Origin of the sequence: Vibrio sp. IB15 (assembly GCF_016406055.1) — a bacterium.
In the GTDB taxonomy this organism is placed as follows: Bacteria; Pseudomonadota; Gammaproteobacteria; order Enterobacterales; family Vibrionaceae; genus Vibrio; species Vibrio chagasii.
Genome location: NZ_JAEFCE010000049.1, coordinates 1 through 26,550, shown reverse-complemented (window position 1 = coordinate 26,550; position 26,550 = coordinate 1). Strand labels below are relative to the sequence as shown.

Here is a 26,550-nt window from a genome sequence, read left to right as displayed (position 1 = left end):
ACAGCAGTACTGCGGTTTTTCATTTTAAGCTTACAGGTAACATTGTGAATATTGGTGAAGTAGCGAAACGTGTTGGTACAACAGCGAAATCCATTCGTTTTTACGAAAGTAAAGGCATGATGAGCCCTCCACATCGTTCAGAAAATGGCTACAGGCAATACGGTGAGATTCATATCGAACAGCTAGAGTTTGTGCTCAGAGCAAAAATGGTTGGGTTCACACTTGTTGAGTGTAAATCCTTAGTTGAGTTAGCGATGAACCCCAATAGACAGAGCTTTGAAGTAAAACAGAAAGCGACTCAGAAGTTAGATGAAATAGAATTGAAGCTTGCGGAGCTCAATAAAATGAAGGCCCAATTGCAATCGTGGGTACATGACTGCCCTGGTGACGCTTCTACGGATTGTCCTATCTTAAACAATTTATCCGGCCGTACTTAGAGCATTTCAGTAATAAATATTAGTCAGGCTGTAAATGATATTACTAGCCTGACTTACCTACCTATCACAGCACTTTTCCGCCGTAATGTTTACAGATCAGTAGTGGTACATGAGTGACCGCGTTACCATCTGAACACTTAACAATAGGTCCCATATTACCGTTACCAGGTGATTGACTGCTCGCTAGAGCGCTTCCGAATGATAAGCTAAAAATAGCAGTAACAATGATTAGAAAATGTCTCATACAAACTCCATTAGTTTTATCTCCGATTGAGATAAGTGAAAGTATGGACAAGGTGAAGAAAATTTCAAAAATTGGACGGACTTAACATTTTTAATAATTATAATTAAGCGATAGTGAGGCGAACTATTCATATGTATGTTGGCTAACAAACTTGGCTTTCTTATGCCTTTTGGATTCATTCAAATTTTTTAGCTTTATGAAATAAGAACTTATTTTGTTATCAATTAAATCTATCATAATGATATTTAAAATATTATTGATGAATAAAAATGAAAAAAGCCTGCATTCATTGAAAATGCAGGCTTTTTATATTCAAAAATTATAAAGGTTCTATTACTAGAACTATTCCGTCTAAAGCAACAATCTTTATTTCTGTGCCTGATGGAATATCTTGGCTAGCTTTCGCTGACCAAGAAGAGTCTCCGAATTTAATGCGACAGCTACCTTTCTTTACGTCTTCACTAAGGATTAGCGTCTGACCTACCAGCTGCTTTTCTCTTTGGTTGAGCTCTCTATTTGAATCTGACTGCTTATCACTAGATAGTTGTCTTCTCCACCATAACCAAGTAGTGATGAGGGAGAAGCTAGCGAAGGACAGCCATTGCATCTGCCAGCCAATTGGTAGAGCACCCAAAAGAGCACCGACCAACATGGCTGAGATACCAATCCATAGAAAGTAACCAGCGGTTCCAACCAGTTCAAGTGCAAGCAATGCTAGACCAAACGCCAGCCAATGCCAGTGGTTTACTTGTTCTAGTAATTCGACCATAAGTTAGTCCTTACTATTTGTATCATTCTTGTGTGTGAACATTTCTGCGATACCTGCAACAGAGCCCATTAGTCCAGTGGCCTCAAGTGGTAGCATGATGATCTTACCGTTTTCTGCTTGCCCAATTGACTTCAATGCTTCGGTATAGCCTTGTGCAATAAAGTAGTTCACGGCTTGCATGTCACCTTGAGCAATTGCGGTCGATACCATTTCTGTTGCTTTCGCTTCTGCTTCTGCCGCACGTTCACGTGCTTCTGCTTGAAGTATTGCTGCTTGCTTTTCACCCTCAGCTTTTAGGATCTCTGATTGTTTGTGACCTTCAGCTTTAAGGATCTCAGCTTGTCTTACGCCTTCTGCTTCTAAGATATCGGCACGTTTGTTACGTTCCGCTTTCATCTGAGCATTCATCGCTGCAGTTAGGTCTGCTGGTGGCTGTACGTCTTTAATTTCGATACGGGTAACCTTTACGCCCCACGGGTTGGTGGCTTCATCCACGATGTTAAGAAGCTTGGTGTTGATCATGTCACGTTGGCTTAGCATTTCATCAAGTTCCATTGAACCCAGTACCGTACGGATGTTAGTCAACGTTAGGTTACGAATCGCGTGCTCGAGGTCGTTGACTTCATACGCAGCTCTTGCAGCATCGATTACTTGTACAAAACAGACCGCATCAATAACTACATTGGCATTGTCTTTAGAGATAACTTCTTGCGCGGGTATATCAAGAACTCGCTCCATCATATTGATTCGCTGACCGATTTTATCAATAAATGGGATGATTAAGTTAAGGCCTGGTTTTAGCGTATGTGTATAGCGTCCGAAGCGTTCTACGGTCCAGTTGTTGCCCTGTGGAACGGTTTTTACGCCTGCGAAGATAAAGAGCAACGCGACGACAGTAAAGACGCCAATAGTAATCAAGGTATCAATAGGCATACAAAGTCCTTTGCAAGTTTAAGTTTTGAATCGTTTATTACTCATACTGGCGCATATTTAAAGTGGGGGCAAATTTATAAATGAGAAATGGGCCATAAAACATTGATTTTATGGCCCATTATGAGTTTTGTATTCAAAAAGCTTATGAGTTGCTTTATCGAATTTGTATTTGACTACTTACTGTATAGGTATCAGGAACCTGATTAGTAAAGTAGAGAGTAAAGCTGACGGCGGTACTTACTGGCAACAGGATTGCCTTGTCCAAGTGCACTTAGGATATCCATGAACTCTTTTTTCATGTCTCCATCAAGAGCGTTGAGGTCTTTGATTAGGAAAGGCCACAGTAGGTCCATCGCTTCTTCACTGCGGTTTACTTGATGGTATTGCAGTGCTAATTCTGATGCGGTTTTCGCATCGCTTGGGTTTTGCTTAAGCGCCGCCTCTAATGCTTGGATCTCTGGGCTATCGGCCGCTTGCTTATGAAGTTCAAGCTTGGCGACTAAGCCTTTGTAGTAGTTGTCTTGGTACTCGAGTGGAATTGTTGCTAGCTGAGCTTCTGCGAGGTCAAATTGCTGGGTTTCTAGTAAGCACTCTGCAATGGCCAGTTTAACTTCACCTTTGCTCGTTAGTTCAGCTGGAAGCTGCTGCATAGCCGCTAAAGCTTGAGTGTGCTCACCAGCTTGCATTTGCTCAAGTGCTTGGCGTAGCGCCAATTCATCTTGGCTTGGCAGGTGCTTGCCAAGCATTTCTACAATTGCTTCCATGCGCTGCGGACCACCTAGGCCATCGACAGGTTGACCGTTAACAAACAGTGCAATAGTAGGCAGTGCTTGAACACCAAATTGGCTAGCAATGGCTTGTTCTTGTTCGCAATTTAATAGCGCGAGCGTGAATGCACCATTGTATTGCTGAGTTAAGGTTTGTAGTTCAGGAATGACTTGAGCACTCTCTTGGCTCATTGGTGCCCAAAAATGGATGAGGACAGGGGTCTGCATCGAACCTTCTAGTACTTGACGAAAGTTCTGCTCATTAAGTTCAACAATATGCGGAGATTGCATTTACGTTCCTTGAGATTTGTTTGGGGATACGTTGCAAATATGGGGTGATAAGCGGGTAACTTCAAGATCTAACTGGGTAATCTCGGGTAAAAAGAGGCAAAAATAGAAAAACGCCATGCTTCAACATTGATAGAGTTGTTAGCTCAACATGGAAGACACAGCGTTCTCAGTGAGGTGGTCAGTGAGGTATTACGTAAGATACTCAAAACAGAATAAACAACGTAATTGCCAGACTCAGACCTACCAAATTAAGGCGGTTTAAAGTCATGAAGTATCCAAAGGGTTAGTCCATCAGTTGGGGATAACTGATGAGATAGGCTAAATCATGACATCTTATTGTTACGAATAAATTACATCGTTACATTAAAGTTTGCGACTGTTCATTCAAAGTTAGTAATTTATGCAGCTTTTCTGAGAATAGGGTCTAACAAACGGCTCGGAAGTAACCTTTTCAATACAGCAAACACCTTAGTGGGAGTGGTGACTCGGTACCTTAGCTTGGGTTTATCGGCGGTGAGCGCGTGATAAACCGGTTCGATACAACTTTCGGCAGGCAAAACAAACGCGTTATTCGATGACTCTTTCTCAAGTCGGTCTTTTTGTTGTTGGTAAGCGTTCTGATGAACACTGCCTTCGATGCTAATCCATTTATTGAAAGCTTTTAAGGCGTTGGTTCTAAATTGGGTTTCGATTGGGCCGGGTTGGAGTAATGAAATGTGTATGCCACTGCCATACAGCTCTAAACGTAGAGTGTCTGTCCAACCTTCAATTGCGAACTTTGATGCGTTATACGCTCCACGATATTTCATTGCAGCAAATCCGAGTACAGAACTGTTTTGGACAATACGCCCTTCGCCACGCTCTCGCATATGAGGCAGGATCTGGCAAACGAGGTCGTGCCAACCAAAGAAGTTGGTTTCGAACTGTTCTCTTAGTCCTTGCGTCGGTAGATCTTCTAAAGCACCGGCCTGACCATAAGCCCCATTATTGAACAGGCCATACAATCCATTAGGTGCTAGTTTGATGGCTTGTTTCGCTCCGTTCTCTATACTTTCCTTGTTGGCAAGATCCAACTGAATACAGGTGAGACCTTCTTCTTGAAGGCGTTGAACGTCTTGTGGGTCGCGGCAAGATGCGATGACATGAAAACCGCGTTTGTGGAGTGCGTGAGCACAGGTGTAGCCAATGCCAGTTGAGCAACCAGTGATGAGAATCGACTTGTTCACACTTAATCCTTTATCAGAGCTTCTTTGCTCTTAGAGTAAAGAATTAGTCTTGATGTTGTAACAAGTTTTTTAATGCAGGCTCGATTCTTGAGTAACTAAATATAAAGCCCATTTCAGTTAACTTCTTAGGCTTGGAACGAATGCTGTCGAACAGCAAACATGACGATTCGCCCATCAGTAGCGACATTGCCCACTTTGGGGTGAACAAGAAGTGAGGGCGACGCAATTGTTTCGCGAGAGTGCTACTGAATTGCTTGTTAGTCACAGGGTGAGGAGCACACATGTTGAACTCACCTTGAGCGTGGGGGAGTGACAACAAGTGATTGATGGCTCTGACCATGTCGAGCATGTGAATCCAAGGCATGTACTGTTTACCCGAACCAAGAGGTCCGCCGACACCAAGCTTGTAAGGCATCAGCATTTTTTTGAGTGCACCACCATTCTCACCCAAAACAATTCCGGTTCTTAATAGAATAACGCGAGTATTATCTGATTCGGCTCGTTTAGCTATCTCTTCCCAGTGAGCACAGACTTTATGAGGGAAGCTTTCGTCTTCGACTTGCAGTGACTCATCAAATGGGTGTTGTTGTTGGTCGCCATAGTAGCCGACGGCAGATCCGCTGATAAAGACTTCAGGTGGTGTTGTACTTGCTTGAATGAGTTCGACGATCTTCTCTGTGATAAGCCAGCGACTGCTACAGATCCTCTCTTTTTGCTCATCACTCCAGCGTTTATCTGCAATAGGTTCACCAGCGAGGTTTATTACTGCATCGTAATCGTTGAGGTCACTCAGCTCATCAAGGGATTGGATATAATGAAGGTTGTTTTGGTTCAGGTGGCTTAGGCATTGTTTCGCTTTTTCAGGGTTTCGCGTGAGCAATGTAACGTCGTCAGTGTTCAAACTCTTGATCAATTCAGAGCCAATAAATCCAGTACCACCAGTTAACAATATCTTCATACCAATCTCCTTATTAAACATAATTATAGACATGGCTTGTTTTTAATCGCCAACCAATACGAAAAAATCACTATAACGATCAGTTGGTTTCAATCGTATGATGCCTAAATGACCTCTCCAACGATTAGTTAAACAGTGAAATTTAATTCATTAGTTTAGATAAGTGTATCGTTATCACAGTTAAGAGATTTTACTCGCATATGTTACCAATTGCGTAATGTTTATCACATTAGAAATAATAAGGATTTGCCATGATTGTTACGGATAGATAATTAAACGTAATTATTGGTGATAGGGAGTTGCGATGACGGCAGTGCTAGCTTTGTTTCGAGCTATGTTAGGTAGCCTTCGTGATCTACTGCCTATTGTTGCCGTGATCGCGTTCTTCCAGCTTGCTGTTTTACAAGAGCCGCTTCCGCATCTGCTGTCTATTTTGGCGGGTTTAGTGCTGGTGGTTCTCGGGCTTACCTTCTTTATTTTCGGACTTGAAATGGGGCTCTTCCCGATCGGCGAATCTATGGCACAAGCTTTTGCTCGTAAGGGTAGCGTATTCTGGTTATTGATCTTCGCTTTTTGTCTGGGGTTCGGTACTACCATAGCGGAGCCTGCGTTAACGGCGGTTGCAGCCGAAGCCGCAGAAGTGGCTGCTGAGGGCGGTGTGATACCCAATTCTAATGATGAGATGGAAGAATATGCCGATGGTCTGCGTTTCACCGTTGCATTGTCGGTAGGCATCGCAATATTGCTTGGTGTACTTCGGATCCTAAAAGGTTGGCCAATCCAATACATGATAATCGGTGGTTACATCGGAGTGGTGGTGCTCACTGCTTTTGCACCCGAAAATATCATCGGGATCGCGTATGACTCTGGCGGCGTGACTACATCAACCATCACTGTTCCGTTGGTGACGGCATTAGGTGTGGGGCTGGCTTCGGCCATTAAAGGTCGTAATCCCATGATTGATGGCTTTGGGTTGATTGCGTTTGCTTCACTGTTGCCGATGATGTTTGTCATGGTCTATGGAATGGTGGTGACATGATCAGTGTTCAACAGTTTATCGATACCTTTCTTGGCACCGTGATGGATGTGATTCCGATTGCGGTGATCATATTTGGCTTTCAATTGGCGGTGCTACGCAGGCCAGTCAACAACCTGCCCAAAGTATTGATAGGGTTCTTTTACGTCATTCTTGGCTTGTCTCTTTTCTTGATGGGGCTAGAACTGGCCTTATTTCCTTTAGGAGAGACGATGGCGATGCAGTTAACGGAGCCGTCTTTTCTGACTGAATTTAAAATCAGTTCTGGCTTAGCCCTAACATGGTTTGATTATTACTGGGTCTATCTTTTTGCGTTCTGTATCGGATTCAGTACCACGATCGCCGAGCCTTCATTGATAGCGGTTGCGATTAAAGCGAATCAAGTTTCCGGTGGCAGTATTAGCGTCAATGGGCTCCGGATTGCCGTTGCACTCGGTGTTGCAATCGGTATTTCGCTGGGCAGCTATCGGATCGTGGCTGGTGATCCTATTCATTACTACATCATTGTTGGCTATATCGTTGTGGTGATCCAAACCTTTTACGCTCCTAAACTGATTGTGCCTTTGGCCTATGACTCGGGCGGTGTTACCACATCGACGGTGACAGTGCCACTGGTGACAGCATTGGGGCTTGGACTTGCCTCTACCGTACCTGGGAGAAACCCGGTGATCGATGGTTTTGGGTTAATCGCCTTTGCTAGCTTGTTTCCGATTATTTCAGTAATGGGCTATGCCCAAATAACGCAATGGTTAAACCGTTTACACACCTCTAAGGAGAGCAAAGATGCGCTTTAAATTGATCTTAGCGTTTGTGGAAGAGAGCAAGACTGACATCGTGCTCGATGCGGCGCGTGATGCGGGCGCGACGGGGGCCACCGTTATCAACAATGCCAGAGGGCAGGGGCTAAACCAAAAACGTACCTTCTTCGGTCTGACGCTTGAGGTACAAAAAGATGTGCTGCTGTTTGTTGTTGAGGAGCATTTAGCCCGACATATTTTAGAGACGATAGGAAAAGTCGGGGAGTTCGACCAAGAATCAGGGCAAGGAATAGCGGTGCAAATCGATGTCGAAGACGCGGTTGGGGTTGCACATCAAGTCGAAACATTAACTAAAGTCGTAGAGGACGAGCTATGAATACCAGTGACAAAATCCGAGTCAGCGATGTAATGGCCAATACCTATGTGATTATCGATGGCCTAACCACAGTGTTAGCAGCGATAGAAATGGCGAAAAAGCACAAAGTAAAAGCGATCATCGTGGATAAGCGTCATGTAGATGATGAATATGGGATTGTGTTGATGAACGACATTGCCAAAAAAGTATTGGCCAAAAATCGCTCCCCTGAACGTACTAATATTTATGAAATCATGACTAAGCCCGCGTTAAGCGTGTCTGCCGAAATGAATGTGAAGTATTGTGCACGCTTGTTTGAACGCTTTGGTATTAGCCGCGCTCCTGTGGTCCGTGATAATAAGATTGTCGGTATGGTTAGTTACAATAATATTGTTATCAACGGTATGGTGGGAGATGACGTTTAGCCGTTAGGTACGTACAATAGGCCCATAAATTTTATGGAGAAGTACGTGTGAAATTATTTTTTGCTTCAGACCTACACGGTTCGCTACCAGCAACAGAAAAGGTATTAGAGCTATACCAAGCTTCGGGTGCCCAATATTTAATCCTACTGGGTGACATTCTGAATCATGGCCCTAGAAATCCGATTCCAGAGGGTTACAACCCGCCTGCTGTTGCAGACAAGCTGAACGAGTTCTCCCAAGAGATCATTGCTGTCCGTGGGAACTGCGACAGCGAAGTCGATCAGATGTTGCTCTCTTTCCCAATGATGATGGATTACTCATGGGTGTTACTAGAATCAGGCCAACGTATCTTCTTAACTCACGGTCACCTATATAACACAACGAAACGGCCAGCACTGAAAGCGGGTGATATCATTGCTCATGGCCATACCCATATCCCAGTTGCTGAGTACCAAGATGACATCTTCATTTTTAACCCTAGCTCGGTGACGTTCCCACGGGAAGGGCATGCAGCAAGCTATGGTATCTACGAGAATTGTAACTTCAAAGTGATCAGCCTTGACGGCGATGTACTGGTTAGCGGCCAGCTTTAAATCATAGAATTCGCCGTCATGGGTTTATTTTGAATCCACGTGTCCGAGGTCTCTGTCTGGAGCAATGATGTTTCTCACTCTTTGCTTCAGAACTTTCGCTTCAGGAAAGCCGCCGTCCGCCTTTCGTTCCCAAATCTGTACTCCATTACAAAAGATCTCAAATCGTCCACCGGTATCTGGATGCAGGCTGACTTGTTCAATCTCTTCACTGAAGGTATGAAGCAGTTCCTGGCACAACCAACTTGAGCGAAGCATCCAATTACATTGGCGGCAATAGTGTATTGCTATTGTGGCTTTCAGCACTGCTGGGCTGTGTTGATTCGACTCTGTATTCATAGATAACCTTTAAAATTCTATAGCAATAGCTTGATGCCAACCGCAAACGTCAATATTTCGAAAGCCGTTTTGACGAGCTGATTGCTTGAACGGTTTGCGAGGAATGCCCCTAGGCTTCCGCCAACAAACGAACTTAACAGTAATATGGGTAACCATACCCAGTATATTGGCGCACCCGCTTGAACAATGGCAATACCTCCAATGCCATTCCAGAACAAACCGACGCATATCATGGTTAACGCGACGGCTTGTTTATAAGTAAAACCAAACCAACGAACTAGAAATAGGGTAACTAACAGGCCTGATCCGGCAGTGAGTGAACCGTTGATGATGCCTATGAGTGCCAGCCCAACCCCACCGATTATCCAACCTTTTATGTCTCGGTTTTTAAGCTGCTCTTCTTGACCCAATTGTTTCTTTAGTCGTGAGTAAACGCCCAGTGCTAAGATCATTGCGCCAAGCAGTTTCTGTGCAATGGCATCTGGGATCATGAGTACGATATTCGCGCCAACGACCACTCCAATGCTGCCGACGATAATTAGGTAGAGACAAATTTTCCAGCTTAACGTGCCACCCTTGATATGGGTATATGCAGCACCTAAGCCGAGAGCAACGCTAGCGACTTTGTGGGTAGCCAGTGCAACTGAAAAGGGCAATCCTAGAAAGATGAGTAACGGGAACTGTAGAAGCCCAGCACCGCCGCCTGATAAAGAGGCAAGCGTGTTGGCGATTAATGAGCCAAAGAATAGAGCGAGTGAGTTTATCCAATCCATAGAGTTTTATCTTTGAGTTTAAGATAACAAAAAGGGGCCTCATGCCCCTTTTTTAGGTTTATCGTGAATGGTATTCATCCATCGATATGCCGTAAATAGCTTTTCAATGTTAGTTCGAAAACAAGACGGTAGAACCATGATTTAAGCTAGTCAGTAGCAGTGCCTTCGGGTTAACAATGTCGATGCGACGACTTTGCTCTGCATCCATCTTGATTACTTGAGTAATCAGCTCTAGTTGCTCTTGAGAGAAGTCTTGGCGCTGAGCCGATGTAACATCTTTAAACTCAGTTGGCGAAACCAGTAGGTAGTTGTCGTTAATTTCCCACTGACCCGTCTCTGAAATGTTGATGACGTTAGCTGGTGCGGTTTGTGTGCCGTATAGCCTGACCACCGACATTCTCAGATATGTACCGTTTGGTAGGTACTTAGCATTTGAGGAGAGCTCAACTTTACGGAGTGGACCGATTGAATCGGCTTGTTTTTCTGCACTGATAAGCGAAACCATCTTTGATTGCCATTCATGTGAGGTAAGTAGGCGTGCTACTTTTGCGTCGCTCCCCCAATGTAACCAACCACTTAGAAAAGCAGATAGGGCCAGTAAGAAAACAGATACTTTTAATTTCATGCTACTGGCCACCTTTACAAATGTCGTCTACATCCGACTGGTTTGCGTAAATTCTGAGAGTAATATTTTCGCTAGAGTGTTCTTGCGGATGAATATAGTTAAGAACTATGTTGTTGGCCTGTCCGCCAGTTGCTATCACTTCGGTTGGCTTTAGTATACCAGTGTGGTTAGTGTTATAGCTCAACACACATTTTTCAATCGCAGGTAGCCAATTTGTTAAACCCGGATGATTGATTGGTGATTGAACCTTTACACCATCAACTTCTGCTAATGTACGAAATGTAGATTCAGCAGGGTTAGTAAAGGTAATTACCAAAATCGGCATCATAACTGCGGCAAATAGCAACCCTAGAATTAACCACTTGTTGCTGTTTTTAGCTTCAGTTGTTGCAGGTACTTTAGTTAGCTCAACCTCAGTATTGGCCTCCTGAAGTTTAGAGATAGGCTCAGGTGCGCTTGTCTCAGAAACGACTTCTTCTGCGACAGGTGTTGTTGCAAACGTTAGGCTTGGTTCTACGTCATTTTCGGCAATTTCAACTGCAGCAGGTTGGTCATTTGACGAAAGTGGGGCTGAGCGCTCAACGGTTGCGATAAATTGGTAGCCGCGTTTAGGCACAGTTTTAACGAATTCTGGAGATTTCGTTGAATCTTTCAGCATCTTTCGTAGTGTTGAAACGGCTTGAGTTAGGCTTGAGTCATCAACCTCAAAACCTTGGTCACGCCAAACATATTCGTGTAATTCGTTACGAGTGATAACTTCATTGGGTCTTTCTGACAGCATAAGGAGAATGCGGCTTTCATTGCTGCCAAGACGCACGACTTCGCCGTCGCTCGTTTGGTCAACAAGTGAGTTGCTGTTTGGATCGAATACGAACCGCTGTGCGAGAATAAACTTTGTGCCGATATTGCTCATTGAATTCTTCTACTTTGGGTTATTTTGAGTGCGGAATAGACAAATCTGAGGTGAAATTTATTAAAATCTTCACCAAATCATGACTTTTTTTATGTTCTTTTATATTTATGAGGCTTAAGGATAATAAAAACAGATCAAAAAAACAGTGTTTTTATGATTTTTGACCTTGAATTTACAATTGTCATCCTCATGTTAATGAACATCAGAGCGGCATTACGTGTTCCGCCCCTATAGTTTTCAACACAAAGTATAGATGTTTTGGAGTAAAAATGAGCGAAACGGCAACGCAAAATAAAGAGACTCGTGGCTTTCAATCTGAAGTAAAACAACTACTTCATCTAATGATTCACTCACTGTATTCAAATAAAGAAATCTTCTTACGTGAGCTGATCTCTAACGCATCTGACGCAGCGGACAAGCTACGTTTTCAAGCGCTATCAAATGCTGAACTTTACCAAGGCGATGCAGATCTAGGTGTAAAACTGTCATTTAACGCTGAGGCGAATACGTTAACCATTTCTGATAACGGTATCGGCATGAGCCGCGACAACGTTATTGAACATTTAGGTACCATCGCGAAATCAGGTACTGCAGACTTTTTCTCTAAGTTATCTGAAGACCAAAGCAAAGACTCTCAGTTGATCGGACAATTTGGTGTTGGCTTCTACTCAGCATTCATCGTTGCGGACGCAGTAACCGTTCGTACACGTGCCGCAGGTCTTGCAAGCAATGAAGCAGTACAATGGCACTCTGCGGGCGAAGGCGATTACACCATTGAAGACATCACTAAAGAGTCTCGTGGTACAGACATCATTCTTCATATGCGTGAAGACGGTAAAGAGTTCTTGAATGAATGGCGTCTACGTGAAGTAATTGGTAAATACTCTGACCACATCGGTATCCCAGTTTCTATCTTAACTGCGGTTAAAGATGACGAAGGTAAAGACACCGAAGAGAAGCACTGGGAACAAATCAACAAAGCTCAAGCGCTTTGGACTCGTAACAAATCAGACATCGAGAAAGAAGAGTACCAAGAGTTTTACAAGCACGTATCTCACGACTTTGCTGATCCACTAACCTGGAGCCACAACAAGGTTGAAGGTAAGAACGACTATACAAGCCTGCTTTATATCCCAGCTAAAGCACCTTGGGACATGATGAACCGTGACCACAAGAGCGGCTTAAAGCTTTATGTACAACGTGTATTTATCATGGATGATGCTGAACAGTTCATGCCATCTTACATGCGTTTCGTACGCGGCCTGATTGACTCAAACGACCTACCACTGAACGTATCTCGTGAAATCCTGCAAGATAACAAGGTAACTCAGTCTCTTCGTGGTGCATGTACTAAGCGTGTACTTACTATGCTTGAACGCATGGCGAAAAATGACAATGAGAAGTACCTAGAATTCTGGAAAGAGTTCGGTCTTGTAATGAAAGAAGGCCCAGCGGAAGACATGGCAAACAAAGAGAAGATCGCAGGTCTTCTTCGTTTTGCGTCTACAGAAGTTGATTCTGCAGATCAAACTATCAGCCTAGCGTCTTATGTTGAGCGTATGAAAGAAGGCCAAGATAAGATTTACTACCTGACAGCAGATAGCTACGCAGCAGCTAAAAACAGCCCACACTTGGAGCAGTTTAAAGCGAAAGGTATTGAAGTAGTGCTAATGTACGATCGCATCGATGAGTACGTAATGAACTACCTAACAGACTTTGACGGCAAACAATTCCAATCGATCACAAAAGCGGGCTTAGATTTAAGCAAGTTTGAAGGTGAAGAAGAGAAAGAGAAGCAGAAAGAGACTGAAGAAGAGTTTAAGTCTGTTGTTGAGCGCACTCAATCTTACCTGGGTGATCGCGTTAAAGAAGTTCGTACTACGTTTAAACTCGCAACGACACCTGCAGTTGTTGTAACGGATGACTTCGAGATGGGTACGCAAATGGCTAAGCTTCTTGAAGCGGCGGGCCAAGCTGCACCTGAAGTTAAGTACATCTTTGAAATTAACCCAGAGCACGCACTTGTTAAACAAATGGCTGACGAAGCCGATGAGCAAGCGTTTGGTCGTTGGGTTGAGCTACTACTTGGTCAAGCGATGCTGGCTGAGAAAGGCTCTATGGAAGATCCGTCACAATTCTTGGGTGCAATCAACGAGCTACTAACAAAGCGTTAGTCTTTCGACTTTGGGCTAAACCACGAATTGTAATTAAAAGCTCGCAAATGCGGGCTTTTTTAATGAACGTCGTTGAAAACATGTTAAACGTGGTCAACGTCACCGTTATCGTCACAACAAAATGAGGCGATGCATTCTTTAGTCGTAAATTCAGCCAAATTGAATATTAATGTGATAGAATGCTCGACCTAATCAGCTGGTACTAGGATCCAACTTGTTCCAGTTGTATGATTTTTAAACGTTATACCGAAACTTACCGTTTTGCTTCTATTTGCAGTTTTGCTTAACCTCAACGGTTACCTAACGATTTCTGTTCATCTAAACGATGAGCTAGGAAGTTGGGATAGTGAGCTTCGGTATAAATCATAATTTTATAAGAGGATTAAACATGCGCATCATTCTTCTAGGTGCTCCTGGCGCGGGTAAAGGCACTCAAGCTAACTTCATCATGAACAAATTTGGTATCCCTCAAATTTCAACTGGTGACATGCTACGTGCTGCTATCAAAGCGGGTACTGAGCTTGGTAAGCAAGCAAAATCAGTAATCGACGCTGGTCAGCTAGTTTCTGATGAAATTATCCTTGGTCTTATCAAAGAGCGTATCGCTCAAGATGACTGTGAGAAAGGTTTCCTACTAGACGGTTTCCCACGCACAATCCCACAAGCTGATGGCCTAAAAGAGATGGGTATCGCTGTAGATTACGTTGTTGAATTCGACGTAGCTGATGATGTGATTGTTGAGCGTATGGCTGGTCGTCGTGCTCACCTTCCTTCAGGTCGTACATACCACACTGTGTACAACCCACCAAAAGAAGAAGGTAAAGATGACGTAACTGGCGAAGAGCTAGTTGTACGTGATGACGACAAAGAAGAAACAGTTCGTGCTCGTCTAGGCGTGTACCATGAGCAAACAGCTCCACTAATCTCTTACTACGGTAAGGAAGCTGAAGCTGGTAACACTCAGTACCTTAAGTTTGACGGTACTAAGCAAGTTGCTGAAGTTAGTGCAGAACTTGAGAAAGCACTAGCATAATTGGCTAACAGCCAGTTTTAGAATTTGATATATTGGAAGCGACCTTAAAGGTCGCTTTTTTTGTCTCAATTTTTAGTACGATACCAATCTAAGATAATTAGGGGCCCTCGATTCAACGCACATTAGCTTTGAAAAGTTCGCTCATAATCGAAAGTTGATGTTGGTTATATGTCACGCCAAATGATTATCTCAACATTTAGCGACAAGCAATGATCTTAAACTTCAGCAGATTAGTATATTACTCTCTACAAAATTACATATTGGTCTCAGGTATCTATGGAAAATAATAAAAAGCAGGGCGTTTTACTGGTGAACTTAGGTACGCCAGATTCTGCGACCCCAGCTGGCGTTCGTCGATTTTTGAGTGAATTTTTGCACGATAAGCGAGTCGTTAATCTAACACGCTGGCTATGGTGCCCGATATTGCACGGAGTGATTTTACCGATTCGTTCACCTAAAGTAGCCAAGCTTTATCAGTCGGTTTGGATGGACGACGGCTCACCGCTTCTTGTGTATTCACAAAGACAAGCAGAAAAGCTTCAGAAGAAGTTAGAGATGCCTGTAGCGCTGGGTATGACTTATGGTAATCCAAGCCTGAAAACGGGCGTTGAGCAGCTGATGGAGCAGGGCGTTGAAGAGATCATCGTACTGCCTCTGTATCCTCAGTATTCAGGCACCACCACAGCTGCGGTTTCTGATGGTTTAACCAAAGCCTTTAAACAGATGCCTGTTATTCCTAGTTACCGCTTTATCCGTGATTACTACGCACACCCTAGTTACACCAAAGCATTGGCTGAGAGTGTTCGTAGCCACTGGGAGAAAAATGGCCGAGCGGATCATTTGGTTTGTTCTTTCCACGGCATTCCTAAGCGATTAGCAGATGAAGGTGATATTTACCCTCAACACTGTGAGGCGACAACTAAGCTACTAGCTGAGGAGCTTGGTTTATCTGCAGACGATATCACCATGACTTACCAGTCTCGATTTGGTCGAGAAGAGTGGTTAAAGCCATATACCGATGAGACGCTTGAATCATTGCCAAGCAAAGGGATCAAGAAGATCGATATCATGGCTCCAGCTTTCTCTGTAGACTGTTTAGAAACGCTGGAAGAGATTTCAGATCAGTGTAAGGAAACCTTCATTGATGCTGGTGGTTCTGAGTTTAGCTATATCATGTGTCTTAACGACAGAGATTCGCATATCGACATGATGGCTGAATTAGTAGAGATTCACCGATAACACTAGCTATATAAATACTAAAAGGGCTGCTCATTAAGCAGCCCTTTTTTGAATGTGTTCTAGCGTCTTTTAGACATCGAATGATATTAGCTATTAAGCAATAGAAGTTTCTGCAGTACGCTCTTCTTTTGGTTCAGACTCTAGCGTCATGTTGCTCTCTACGCCGTGCATCCAAGATACAAGCTTACCAGCACAAAGAAGCAGTAAGATGCCGCTGATTGTTGCTGTGATCGCAATACCACTGAAGATTGCCATCGCGCCCAGTTCACCTACATGAGAGCCCACAAGGCCAGCTACGTAGTTTGCAATAGCGTTGAAACCAAACCATGCACCCATCATAAGTGATGCTAAACGTAGTGGTGCCAGCTTAGTCACTAACGACAGACCGATAGGAGATAGGCAAAGCTCACCAAGTGTGTGGAAGAAGAATGCACCTACTAACCACAGCATAGAGGTTTTAACTGTAAGGTCACCACCTTGCTCCATTACCGCGCCCATCATGCAGACGAAGCCAAGCGCTAAGAAGAACAGAGCCAACGCAAATTTAACCGGTGAGTTCGGTTCACGCTTACCTAACTTCACCCAAAATGCAGCAATGATTGGTGCTAGTGTAATAATGAAGAATGGGTTTAAAGATTGGAACCACGCAGCCGGCACTTCAAAATCACCAATCATACGGTCTGTATATTGTTGAGTGTAGATGTTCATTAGGCCGCCAGCTTGTTCAAAGCCCGCCCAGAAAATAATCACGAACAGGCCCATGATCAGAATAACTTTTAGTCGATCGAACTCTTCTTTCGTTAGCGGTGCTTTCTCTTTCGACTTACTCAGAGCTTTTGCGCGTGCAGCTGCTGGAACCGAACCGATATTACCTAGCCATGATTGAGCCATGGTCATTTGCATGATTAAGCTAATAACCATACCGATACCAGCCGCTAGGAAACCTGCTTTCCAGCCATACGACTCAGCCGCAGCACCAGAGATAAGACCACCTAATAGTGCACCTAAGTTGATGCCCATGTAGAAAATAGTAAATGCGCCATCACGACGGTTATCACCTTCTTGGTAAAGGTCACCAACCATCGTTGAGATGTTTGGCTTAAACATACCGTTACCACTGATAAGCAGCGCTAAACCTAGGTAAAGTGCACTTACTTGGTCTAGGCCCATAAAGCCGTTTGGTAGAGCTAGTGTAAACTGGCCAAGTGCCATTAACACGCCACCAATAAGAATCGACTTACGTTGCCCTAGGTAGTTGTCGGCAATCCAACCACCGATCAAAGGCGTGATGTAAACCAAACCTGTGTAGATACCGTAAAGGTCAAGCGCGTCTTTTGTCGACCAGCCCAATCCGCCGTTAATCGTTGTGTCTGTTAAGAACAAAACAAGAATCGCACGCATAGCGTAGTAGGAGAAACGTTCCCATAGCTCTGTGCTGAAAAGTAGAAATAGGCCTCTAGGGTGGCCAAAGATGTTGTGATTGCTTGGCATAAGTTTTACTAATTTTAGTTATTAAAAGATTTTATAGTCACTTATGTATACAGAGTGCGATAAACATCTGCAATAGATGTATTTTATGGTAACGATAACCTTATTTTTGTAAGCTTATGAAAATTAAAATCTTTATTGCTAGTTTCGCCCTTAACGTTCGTGCTGCAAACTAATTTTCCAGATTTGAGCTGGTTGTTAAATGATCTCATTGAAAATATTTTTGAATAATAAAAGCGCCAGTCATCAATTTTATGTATCCTATTGTCATTAAAGGGAACGGTGTGTTTTATTTTTTTGACTGTATATGCAGTCACAGTAGCGCACCTTTTGAACGACAATAGAACTCTGTACAATGCTTAATTACTTTTATATCTATAATTTTTTGTTGATAAATTGCTTTGCTACGCATAATTTTGCGGCGATTAAGATTCATTTAGTTAATAGCAATTAAACCGTTTTAGGCTTGTGGTAAAATGTCCCCAAAATAGAAAATGGCTAGTTAAATGAAACGTTGGTATTTACTTTACTGCAAGCGTGGCGATCAAAAACGCGCTCAGCAGCATTTAGAGAATCAAGGGGTAGAGTGCTTTTACCCACAAATAGAAGTCGAAAAGGTGGTTAGAGGGAAAGAAAAGGTGGTCAAAGAACCGCTATTTCCTTCATACGTCTTTGTTCGATTTGATTATGAACAAGGGCCGAGTTTTACTACTGTTCGTTCAACGCGCGGCGTAGTGGACTTTATTAAGTTCGGCGCAAGACCGCATGAAGTCCAAGGTGACTTAGTTTTTGAACTTAAAGAGTTTGAGAAGTGTTGCAGTAACGAAACTGAAGATTGTTGTGTTGAGTTTGAGTCTGGGCAGGTGGTTAAGATTAAGAGTGGCCAGTTCGCTGGTATTGAAGCGATTTTCCATCAGAAAGATGGTGAAGCTCGCTCTATTATGCTCGTAAAAATGATCAGCCAAGTGGTTCCTATCAGTATTGAGAACGAAGCACTACAAGCTCACGCATAAATGCAACAATAAAAAAATCGGCTTAAAAATAAAAAGGCGCATGATGCGCCTTTTTTAGTACTTAGAATTTACCAATCGCCTTAAGCGTTGTAAGCATCGTTGTGAACGGCTTGTACTGCACGGCCTGATGGGTCAACACAGTTTTGGAACGACTCATCCCATTCGATAGCTTTTGCTGATGAACAAGCGACAGATGGACCACCTGGTACACACTCTGCTGCAGATTCTAGCGGGAACAACTCTTCAAAGATTTCGCGGTAAGCGTAGCCTTCTTTAGTCGTTGGCGTGTTGTATGGGAAGCGGAACTGCGCAGTTTCCATTTGCTTGTCCGTTACTTTCGCTTCAGCGGTAGCTTTCAACGTATCGATCCAGTCGTAACCAACCCCATCAGAGAATTGCTCTTTTTGACGCCATGCAATTGAGTCTGGTAGATAATCTTCGAAACACTCACGTAGGATGTGTTTCTCCATCTTACCGTTGCCACACATTTTGTCTTCTGGGTTTAAGCGCATTGCTACATCGATGAACTCTTTGTCCAAGAATGGTACGCGGCCTTCTACGCCCCATGCTGCTAGTGATTTGTTCGCACGAGCACAGTCAAACATGTTTAGAGCCAGCAACTTACGTACTGTTTCTTCATGGAACTCTTTTGCGTTTGGCGCTTTGTGGAAGTACAAGTAACCGCCAAAGATCTCATCAGCACCTTCACCAGACAGTACCATTTTGATACCCATTGCTTTGATCTTACGAGCAAGTAGGTACATTGGCGTAGACGCGCGAATTGTCGTTACGTCGTAGGTCTCGATGTGGTAGATAACATCACGGATTGCATCCAGACCTTCTTGAATGGTGTATGTCATCTCGTGGTGTACGGTACCAATCTTGTCTGCCACTTCACGAGCAGCGATAAGATCAGGAGCACCTTCTAGGCCAACCGCAAATGAGTGCAGTTGTGGCCACCAAGCTTCAGACTGTTCGTCATCTTCAATACGCATTGCCGCAAAGCGTTTAGCGACTGCTGAAGTGATAGATGAATCTAAACCACCAGAAAGAAGTACACCGTAAGGTACGTCAGTCATTAGTTGACGCTTCACCGCTGCTTCTAGTGCTTCCGTTAGATCTTCTTTGCTTGTGCTGTTGCCTTGTACTGCAGCGTATTCGTTCCAATCACGAATATAGTAACGTTGTGGCTCTGCATCTTTCGAAGAGTAGAAGCTACCTGGAGGGAACTCGCTGATGGTCTTACATACAGGAACCAGAGCTTTCATTTCAGAAGCAACATAGTAGTTACCGTGTTCATCGTAGCCTTGGTAAAGCGGGATGATACCGATGTGGTCGCGGCCTACTAGGTATTCGTCTTTTTCTTCATCGTATAAAACGAATGCGAAGATACCGTTTAGTTCTTCTAGCAGGTCTGCGCCCATTTCTTGGTATAACGCTAGGATAACTTCACAGTCAGAGTCGGTCTGGAACTGGTACTTATCTTCATAGCGAGCACGAAGTTCTTTGTGGTTATAGATTTCGCCGTTTACCGCAAGAATGTGTTTCTTGTCTTGGCTGTATAGCGGTTGAGCACCACTATTTAGACCAACGATAGCTAAACGCTCGTGAGCAAGGATTGCTTTGTCACTTGCATAGATACCAGACCAATCTGGTCCACGGTGACGAAGCTTTTTAGACATTTCTAAAGCGATAGGGCGAAGTGCTGCGGCATCACTTTTTATGTCGAGAATGCCAAATACTGAACACATAGAACTTCCTTTTAAATAATTTCTAAATCAACTGTATTCAATTTGCCATTCTGGCTAAAAAAAGCAACCGGATGTGAGCAAAAAAATAATATAAAGGGTGTTATATTAGAAATTATTTAATTATTTTGTTGTTTTGGTGTTTGGTATCTAAATGTGGTTGGTTTTTTATACAAAAACCTCTCAAAAGTGCGAAAATTCACAGTCTTGAGAGGTTTTTCTGAGAGGGATTTAGGCTAGATTTTGTTGATGTTTGGGTTTAATTGTTCACAAACATGGCGAGCAAAACCACTACCGGCTTCGCTGTAGATATTGAATGCGGCATCAACACCATTCTCTTTCAAGGTTTCGACTTGATCAGGGTATTCTGCGATAGCTGCGATCTGTCCTTTAAAGTTACGTGACTTTAGTTGATCTAAAGCGGTCTGGTTACCTTGGTGGTGTGGCATGGCTAAGATAACCAGCTTTACATTCGCAGTATCTAAGATGCGCTCCCAGAAGTCTGGGTCGGTCGCGTCGCCAGAAATCACGTTTCTACCGTGGCTTCTGTGGTTGTGTGCTGCTTCTTCACGAACTTCGACACCTAAACTTACCTTGCCATAGCGAGAGCGTAATTCGTCATAAGCACCAGTACCAATTCGGCCCATACCAAGAATAAGCACTTGTGCTCGGCCTGGGTCAATTCGCTTATCACGTCGGTGAAGCTTTTCTGACGCATGCTCTTTCAGCCATTTACCTGACTGCTGATAAAGCTTGTGACCAGCTCGGTTTAAAGGTGCAGCGATTAAGAACGACAGTGAAACCGCAATCGCGACGGCAACTAATATATCGCCAGACATCCAACCCATTTTGAAGGCGAGGCCACCAACGATGAGGCCAAATTCGCTGTAGTTAAACAGTGATAAAGAGGCAAGTAGAGACGTTCGAACACGGAACTTGAAACGGTTGAGCACCAAGAAGTAGAGAACACCTTTCACTGGCAGCATCAGTAAGAACAAGATTGCAAGCATAAAGCCTTGAATGGTTGGTTGCTCTGACAAACCAATGTTCAAGAAGAAACAGACAAGGAAAAGCTCTTTAAGGTTAAACAGCGATTTTGATAGCTCTGAAGCTTTTCGGTGACCAGCAAGTAACATACCTAGAACCAGAGCGCCCAGGTCTGGCTTAACACCAACCAAATGGAATAAACCAGCACCGACGACTAATGCGAAGAAGATGCCGGATAGAACCAACATCTCACCGTGACCAACCCAATCGAGCACTTTGTAGAAAAGTGGACGTAACAAGGGGAGGGCAAACAGAGCAATCGCATACCACTCAGGTATTTTACCCGTAGAAGCCGTTAGGAATACTACCGCGAAGATATCCTGCATGACCAAGATACCAATCGCCAACGTTCCGTAAGTCGCATTCATTTCACCTTTCTCTTGCAGAGTCTTAACCGCAAATACCGTACTAGAGAATGAAAGAGCAAAACCGAGCAGAACGATCTGTTCTACCGACATAGCAGCTAGTGATGAAATACCTAAGAACTTAAAACCAAATAGGGCGACAGCGAAAAACAGAGTGGACAAAAGGTTGTGGATTGTCGCGCCAGCCCAGATCTCTTTAGAGAGCAGGGTTTTGATGTCGAGCTTTAAGCCGATAGTAAATAGAAGCAGCGTAACACCAAGGTCAGCTAAAGTAATGATGGTGTCATTGGTTTCAAAACCAAAGGCAAAAAGCCCAAAGCCTGCAACCAAAAAACCAACTAATGGGGGAAGGTGACACTTTAAAGCAATAAATCCTGCGATAAACGCAGTGGATATTAATATAAGTTCCATAACTTGTTGTTGTAGTTCCCTAGCTTAAAAAAACGGGCCGTGTTTATACAAACACGGCCCGCGGAAAATCAGAATTATTGTTCTTTAATCTTCAAGTAGCTTCTGCAGTAACACACCATTGAGCATGGCGCGCTTGATCATAGCAAAAGCTCCCATCGTAGGATGTTTATCGATCTGTGATGCTACAATAGGCAGGCCGCTATGGAAAGTCGTTAGCGACTGATTCTCTACATTGCGCTTAATTGCAGGGAAAACAATCTCTTGTGCCTTAGTAATATCACCAGCGATGATCACTTTTTGAGGGTTAAATAGGTTGATCGTCATCGCGATCGCTTTACCTAACTGGTTTCCTACTCGAACCAAGCTCTGCTTAGCTAATTCGTCGCCATTCATTGCGTGGTCGCAAACGTCTTGAATAGTAATACGCTCAAGCTCGGTTAAAGAAGACTCATAGCCTTGTTTAATCAGTTTTTGCACGCGCTCAACGATTGCAGGGTTTGCCGCTACCGTTTCAAGACAACCAAAGTTACCACATTGGCACTGTTCACCAAGTGGATCGATTTGGATATGACCGATTTCACCGACGTTACGGTTATGACCTAAGAAAACCTGACCGTTAACGATAATACCTGCACCAGTACCGCGGTGAACACTCACTAAGATAGAGTCTTGGCTGTCTTGGCTCGCGCCAAAGTAGTGTTCAGCTAGTGCCATTCCGCGAACATCGTTACCAACAAAACAAGCGACATGGAATGTGTCGCGAATAATGTCGCTTAATGCAAGATTATCGATGTCTGTATTTGGCATGTACTCAACGACACCCGTCGTCGGGTTCACTAAGCCTGGAAGGGTCACGCCAATCGCAATCAGCTGATCGATTTTCGGCTGGTGTTCAGCGATGAAGGTCTTAAGCGTATTGACCAAGCCTTGAGTAAGGTCTGACTGATCTGAATAGTTAAGGTCTTGCTGTTGGAAAGCCAATTCACGGCCACCAAGGTCGTGAAGGCTAACTTGAATGTAGTCTCGCCCTAAGCGCACAGCGATAGAGTGAAAAGGCTCTACTTCTGTGGTTAGAGAGATAGCGCGTCTACCGCCAGTAGACGCTTGCTGTGCGACCTCTTTAATTAGGCCGCGCTCTAATAGTTGGCGGGTAATTTTTGTAACACTTGCCGGTGCGAGTTGGCTTACATCAGCCACTTGTATACGACTGATAGGCCCTTGTTGGTCTATCAGTCGGTATACCGCCGCACTGTTTAGTTGTTTAACTAAGTCTACGTTACCTATTTGTCCGCCATTCATACTTAATTGTGCTCGTATTGTCCATTAACAACAGTCGCTTTAACGTTAAAGTCTCGGTCAAATACAGCTAGGTTTGCAACCATGCCTTTCTTGATTCGACCTAGCTTGCTTTCTACACCGATGGCTGTAGCTGGGTATAGTGTAGCCATGCGAAGAGCTTCGTCTAAAGCGATACCAGCGTGCTCAACTGTGTTCTGAACTGCTTCAATCATAGTCAGAGCTGAGCCGCCCAGTGTGCCGTTTTCATCAACACACTTACCATCTCGGTAATATACTTTCTTACCGACAAAAATAAAGTATTCCATGTCAGCACCTGCAGGAGCTGTGGCATCCGTCACTAATACTAACTTTTCTCCCTTGACTTTATGCGCAATTCTGATGTTTGCGTAATCAACGTGGAAACCATCGGCGATGATGCCGGCGTACACCTCCGGTGTATCGTAGATAGCGCCAACCACACCAGGTTCACGACCAACCATAGGTGTCATTGCATTGAATAGGTGCGTTGCGAATGTGATACCAGATTCGAAACCTTGGCGTGCTTCTGCATAAGTTGCGTTGGTGTGACCGATAGAAACAACAACACCAGCTTTGTGCAGACGCTCGATATGCTCTGGGTCGTTCAGCTCAGGAGCCAGTGTTACTTTCGCAACAAGGTCGCTGTTCTCACAGATAAGCTCAATCATCTCGCTGTCAGACTTACGAATATGATCAACGCTGTGAATGCCTTTTTTTGCAACGTTTAGGTATGGACCTTCAAGGTGAAGACCTAAAGATTGGTTCTGGTATTGGTTATGGTATTCACGAGCTGCTGTGATAACTGCACGCATGTCTTCATCTGAAGAAGTAATCAGAGTAGGCAAGAAGCTAGTACAGCCTGATTTTAGGTTTGCTTTGTGCATGATCTGCATTGTTTCTGCAGTGATTTCATCGTTCAGCATCACGCCACCACAACCATTCAGTTGTAGGTCAATGAAACCCGGGCTTAGGTTTGCACCGTCTAGGTCACGAACCTCGATACCTTCTGGTAATTCAGAGATAGGGCAGACTTTTTTGATCAGTTCGTTTTCGATTACTACAGCATGATCGGTTAGAACATCACTACCAGTGTAAATTTTACAGTTACTTAGCGCGTACATAGTCAGCTAATCCTTATATCGTCAGATCTTTTAAATTCGTTCGTTACCTAAATGCTGACTTAGTTTGCGAGCATCATTTACGTAACGATTTAACTTTTATGGGCAAACGGCTTCAAAGTGGGAAGCGATTTTAAGTGTTTGAAAAATATGTGAACAATTCATTGTTTTTATGAGTTAGGGTTGAAAATATCAGTAAGTTAGCTAGCTTTTAATGCCGAAAATAACTCACTTTTAACCCAATAGTTAGATTTGGATTTTATCTATAAATGTTCATTTTTTTGAATGATAAAATAAGTTTTATGATCTCGCTAGCAAAAACCTCTGGATTTGGTAAAAACTGGTGATTACGATCACAAATGGTAAGGTTTTAATTTGCGGAGCAAAATTAATTGAATACACTGAATAGGACTAAATTGAGCGACTAAAATAAGTTTCTCAAACGAATTCTAAAAAATCCTATAGGGGGAAACAACTGGTGAATATTCTAGGATATGCACAGAAGCTAGGTAAGGCGTTAATGCTACCTATCGCAACGCTTCCGATTGCGGCGCTTCTATTACGTTTAGGTCAAGGCGATCTACTTGATATTCCATTCATGGCGCAAGCTGGTGGTGCTATCTTCAGTAACCTACCATTGCTATTTGGTCTAGGTATCGCTATTGGTCTTTCTAAAGACGGTAACGGCGCAGCAGGTCTTGCTGGTGCAGTTGCTTACTTCGTTCTAACGGCGACAGCAACAACAATTAACGCTGACGTTAACATGTCTTTCTTCGGCGGTATCTTCGCAGGTATCATCGCAGGTCACTCTTACAACGCTTTCCATGCTACACGCCTTCCTGAGTGGCTGGCATTCTTCGCTGGTAAACGTTTAGTACCAATCATGGCTGGTCTATTTGCACTTGTTGCAGGTGCTGTGTCTGGTGTGGTTTGGCCTGGTGTTCAATCTGGTCTAGACGCACTGGCTCACGCAGTATCAACGTCTGGCGCTATCGGTCAATTCGTTTACGGTACTCTTAACCGTGCACTTATCCCTGTAGGTCTACACCACGTATTGAACTCATACTTCTGGTTCGGTATGGGTACATGTCAAGAAATCATCGTTGCTGGTCAAGGCGCATTCGCTAACATCACTCAACTTTGTGTTGACCCATCACTAGCTAAAACTCTAGTTGTTGGCCAAGAGCATACATTTACATTCGCTAACTCTGTAACTCCAGAAATCACTACTGTTGTTAAAGAAGTAACTGACACTGTTAAATCAGGCGACCTACACCGTTTCTTCGGTGGCGATAAAGGCGCTGGCGTATTCATGAACGGTTTCTTCCCAGTGATGATGTTCGGTCTACCAGGTGCTGCACTTGCAATGTACCTAGCAGCTCCTGCTGAAAAACGTAGCCAAGTTGGTGGTGCACTATTCTCAGTAGCATTCTGTTCATTCTTAACAGGTATCACAGAGCCGCTAGAATTCATGTTCGTATTCCTAGCTCCTGCTCTATACGCAATGCACGCTGTGTTCACTGGTCTGTCTCTAGTTGTTGCTAACATGTTTGGTACTCTGCACGGTTTCGGTTTCTCTGCTGGTCTTATCGACTTCGTATTGAACTGGGGTCTAGCAACTAAACCTCTAGTACTTCTAGCAATCGGCCTTGGTTTCGGTGCTCTATACTTCTTCACTTTCTCTTTCGCAATCCGCGCTTTCAACCTGAAATCGCCTGGTCGTGAAGATGATGAAGCTGCAGCGACTCCAGCTGGCGAGGCTCCAAAAGGCGACCTTGCACGTCAATACCTGAAAGCTCTAGGTGGTCACGAGAACCTAACTTCAATCGACGCTTGTATCACACGTCTACGTCTAACTCTTAAAGACCGCTCTGTTGCTGACGAAGCAGTTCTTAAGAAACTAGGTGCTAAAGGTGTTGTTAAGTTAGGTGAAAACAACCTACAAGTTATCCTAGGCCCTCTTGCTGAAATCGTAGCTGGCGAAATGAAAGCTATCGGTGCAGGTGAAGACCTATCTGATGTAAAACTTCCATAGTAAGGAAGTACTTAACTGAGCAGCAATAAATACTCTCAAGTAAGTGTCAAATTGAAAGCCTCCCATAAGGGCTGTCTCTTATACACAAATCCCTAAGCCACGCTTGGGGATTTTTTTTGAACT

26 protein-coding genes are annotated in these 26,550 nt (G+C 43.8%); 11 read left to right on the top strand and 15 right to left on the bottom strand.

The features are described from left to right. The first annotated feature begins 44 nt into the window (after positions 1–44). Positions 45–437 (top strand): Cu(I)-responsive transcriptional regulator, encoded by a 393-nt coding sequence (gene cueR, locus JC606_RS17060; RefSeq protein ID WP_198779031.1) that lies wholly within the window; start codon positions 45–47, stop codon positions 435–437. Positions 438–501: 64 nt separating this feature from the next. Here cueR and JC606_RS17055 read toward each other — a convergent pair whose 3' ends face one another. The 6 genes from JC606_RS17055 to JC606_RS17030 all read right to left on the bottom strand — a co-directional run bounded on the left by JC606_RS17055 (position 502) and on the right by JC606_RS17030 (position 5,625). After that, positions 502–681 carry a hypothetical protein gene (locus JC606_RS17055; RefSeq protein ID WP_004737863.1) on the bottom strand — a complete coding sequence of 60 codons (180 nt, stop codon included), beginning with the start codon at positions 679–681 and terminating at the stop codon, positions 502–504. Between the two features lie 319 nt (positions 682–1,000). Next, positions 1,001–1,450, bottom strand: coding sequence for an NfeD family protein (locus JC606_RS17050; protein ID WP_198779030.1), 450 nt, complete (start codon positions 1,448–1,450; stop codon positions 1,001–1,003). Positions 1,451–1,453: 3 nt separating this feature from the next. Further along, positions 1,454–2,383: an SPFH domain-containing protein gene (locus tag JC606_RS17045; RefSeq protein WP_004737866.1), complete on the bottom strand. Its 930-nt coding sequence runs from the start codon at positions 2,381–2,383 to the stop codon at positions 1,454–1,456. Between the two features lie 203 nt (positions 2,384–2,586). After that, a complete protein-coding gene (locus JC606_RS17040; protein ID WP_198779029.1) occupies positions 2,587–3,441 on the bottom strand; it encodes a co-chaperone YbbN in 855 nt (284 codons plus the stop codon). Positions 3,442–3,839: 398 nt separating this feature from the next. Next, complete coding sequence (locus JC606_RS17035; protein WP_198779028.1) at positions 3,840–4,667, bottom strand: SDR family oxidoreductase; 828 nt, start codon at positions 4,665–4,667, stop codon at positions 3,840–3,842. A gap of 43 nt (positions 4,668–4,710) precedes the next feature. Then, positions 4,711–5,625, bottom strand: coding sequence for a TIGR01777 family oxidoreductase (locus tag JC606_RS17030; RefSeq protein ID WP_004737869.1), 915 nt, complete (start codon positions 5,623–5,625; stop codon positions 4,711–4,713). 304 nt (positions 5,626–5,929) lie between these two features. Between JC606_RS17030 and JC606_RS17025 the strand changes: the two genes are divergently transcribed. The 5 genes from JC606_RS17025 to yfcE are packed head-to-tail and all read left to right on the top strand — an operon-like array spanning position 5,930 to position 8,792. Next, positions 5,930–6,664: a DUF1538 domain-containing protein gene (locus JC606_RS17025; RefSeq protein WP_171366509.1), complete on the top strand. Its 735-nt coding sequence runs from the start codon at positions 5,930–5,932 to the stop codon at positions 6,662–6,664. Continuing rightward, entirely contained in the window at positions 6,661–7,455 is a 795-nt protein-coding gene (locus tag JC606_RS17020; RefSeq protein WP_198779027.1) for a DUF1538 domain-containing protein, read from the top strand. Before JC606_RS17025 ends, JC606_RS17020 begins: the two co-directional genes overlap by 4 nt. Next, entirely contained in the window at positions 7,445–7,795 is a 351-nt protein-coding gene (locus tag JC606_RS17015) for a P-II family nitrogen regulator (protein WP_004737873.1), read from the top strand. Before JC606_RS17020 ends, JC606_RS17015 begins: the two co-directional genes overlap by 11 nt. Beyond that, entirely contained in the window at positions 7,792–8,199 is a 408-nt protein-coding gene (locus JC606_RS17010; protein ID WP_137408865.1) for a CBS domain-containing protein, read from the top strand. The genes JC606_RS17015 and JC606_RS17010 overlap by 4 nt, the downstream gene beginning before the upstream one ends. Before the next feature lie 47 nt (positions 8,200–8,246). Further along, positions 8,247–8,792 (top strand): phosphodiesterase, encoded by a 546-nt coding sequence (yfcE, locus tag JC606_RS17005; RefSeq protein ID WP_198779026.1) that lies wholly within the window; start codon positions 8,247–8,249, stop codon positions 8,790–8,792. A 24-nt stretch (positions 8,793–8,816) separates the two neighbouring features. Here yfcE and JC606_RS17000 read toward each other — a convergent pair whose 3' ends face one another. The 4 genes from JC606_RS17000 to JC606_RS16985 form a co-directional block, all read right to left on the bottom strand. Next, on the bottom strand, positions 8,817–9,095 hold the full coding sequence (locus tag JC606_RS17000; protein WP_086017636.1) for a SelT/SelW/SelH family protein: 279 nt from the start codon (positions 9,093–9,095) through the stop codon (positions 8,817–8,819). 50 nt (positions 9,096–9,145) lie between these two features. Further along, entirely contained in the window at positions 9,146–9,901 is a 756-nt protein-coding gene (locus JC606_RS16995) for a sulfite exporter TauE/SafE family protein (protein ID WP_137408867.1), read from the bottom strand. Between the two features lie 109 nt (positions 9,902–10,010). Beyond that, positions 10,011–10,526, bottom strand: coding sequence for a regulatory protein ToxS (locus tag JC606_RS16990; RefSeq protein WP_004737878.1), 516 nt, complete (start codon positions 10,524–10,526; stop codon positions 10,011–10,013). Between the two features lies 1 nt (position 10,527). Continuing rightward, on the bottom strand, positions 10,528–11,439 hold the full coding sequence (locus JC606_RS16985; RefSeq protein ID WP_004737880.1) for a transcriptional regulator: 912 nt from the start codon (positions 11,437–11,439) through the stop codon (positions 10,528–10,530). A 269-nt stretch (positions 11,440–11,708) separates the two neighbouring features. Between JC606_RS16985 and htpG the strand changes: the two genes are divergently transcribed. From htpG to hemH, 3 genes are all read left to right on the top strand, one after another. Next, a complete protein-coding gene (gene htpG / locus JC606_RS16980) occupies positions 11,709–13,613 on the top strand; it encodes a molecular chaperone HtpG (protein ID WP_004737881.1) in 1,905 nt (634 codons plus the stop codon). Positions 13,614–14,001: 388 nt separating this feature from the next. Continuing rightward, on the top strand, positions 14,002–14,646 hold the full coding sequence (gene adk / locus JC606_RS16975; protein WP_004737884.1) for an adenylate kinase: 645 nt from the start codon (positions 14,002–14,004) through the stop codon (positions 14,644–14,646). Between the two features lie 276 nt (positions 14,647–14,922). Continuing rightward, positions 14,923–15,885 carry a ferrochelatase gene (gene hemH / locus JC606_RS16970; protein WP_008223805.1) on the top strand — a complete coding sequence of 321 codons (963 nt, stop codon included), beginning with the start codon at positions 14,923–14,925 and terminating at the stop codon, positions 15,883–15,885. Between the two features lie 93 nt (positions 15,886–15,978). Here the strand turns inward: hemH and JC606_RS16965 are convergent, their stop codons facing one another. After that, the gene (locus JC606_RS16965; RefSeq protein WP_137409113.1) at positions 15,979–17,376 is read right to left on the bottom strand and encodes a peptide MFS transporter; all 1,398 of its coding nucleotides are present in this window, start codon (positions 17,374–17,376) and stop codon (positions 15,979–15,981) included. Positions 17,377–17,879: 503 nt separating this feature from the next. On the opposite strand from JC606_RS16965, the gene rfaH reads away from it, so the two are divergent. Further along, a complete protein-coding gene (rfaH, locus tag JC606_RS16960; RefSeq protein WP_137409112.1) occupies positions 17,880–18,386 on the top strand; it encodes a transcription/translation regulatory transformer protein RfaH in 507 nt (168 codons plus the stop codon). A gap of 80 nt (positions 18,387–18,466) precedes the next feature. Here the strand turns inward: rfaH and asnB are convergent, their stop codons facing one another. The 4 genes from asnB to nagA all read right to left on the bottom strand — a co-directional run bounded on the left by asnB (position 18,467) and on the right by nagA (position 24,395). Next, positions 18,467–20,137: an asparagine synthase B gene (gene asnB, locus JC606_RS16955; RefSeq protein WP_061034164.1), complete on the bottom strand. Its 1,671-nt coding sequence runs from the start codon at positions 20,135–20,137 to the stop codon at positions 18,467–18,469. A 233-nt stretch (positions 20,138–20,370) separates the two neighbouring features. After that, on the bottom strand, positions 20,371–21,957 hold the full coding sequence (locus JC606_RS16950) for a cation:proton antiporter family protein (RefSeq protein ID WP_137409111.1): 1,587 nt from the start codon (positions 21,955–21,957) through the stop codon (positions 20,371–20,373). A gap of 84 nt (positions 21,958–22,041) precedes the next feature. Further along, positions 22,042–23,256 (bottom strand): DNA-binding transcriptional regulator NagC, encoded by a 1,215-nt coding sequence (gene nagC / locus JC606_RS16945; protein ID WP_102426085.1) that lies wholly within the window; start codon positions 23,254–23,256, stop codon positions 22,042–22,044. A 2-nt stretch (positions 23,257–23,258) separates the two neighbouring features. Continuing rightward, entirely contained in the window at positions 23,259–24,395 is a 1,137-nt protein-coding gene (gene nagA, locus JC606_RS16940; protein ID WP_004737892.1) for an N-acetylglucosamine-6-phosphate deacetylase, read from the bottom strand. A gap of 475 nt (positions 24,396–24,870) precedes the next feature. On the opposite strand from nagA, the gene nagE reads away from it, so the two are divergent. Further along, positions 24,871–26,427, top strand: coding sequence for an N-acetylglucosamine-specific PTS transporter subunit IIBC (nagE, locus tag JC606_RS16935; protein ID WP_105025385.1), 1,557 nt, complete (start codon positions 24,871–24,873; stop codon positions 26,425–26,427). Positions 26,428–26,550 lie beyond the last annotated feature (123 nt).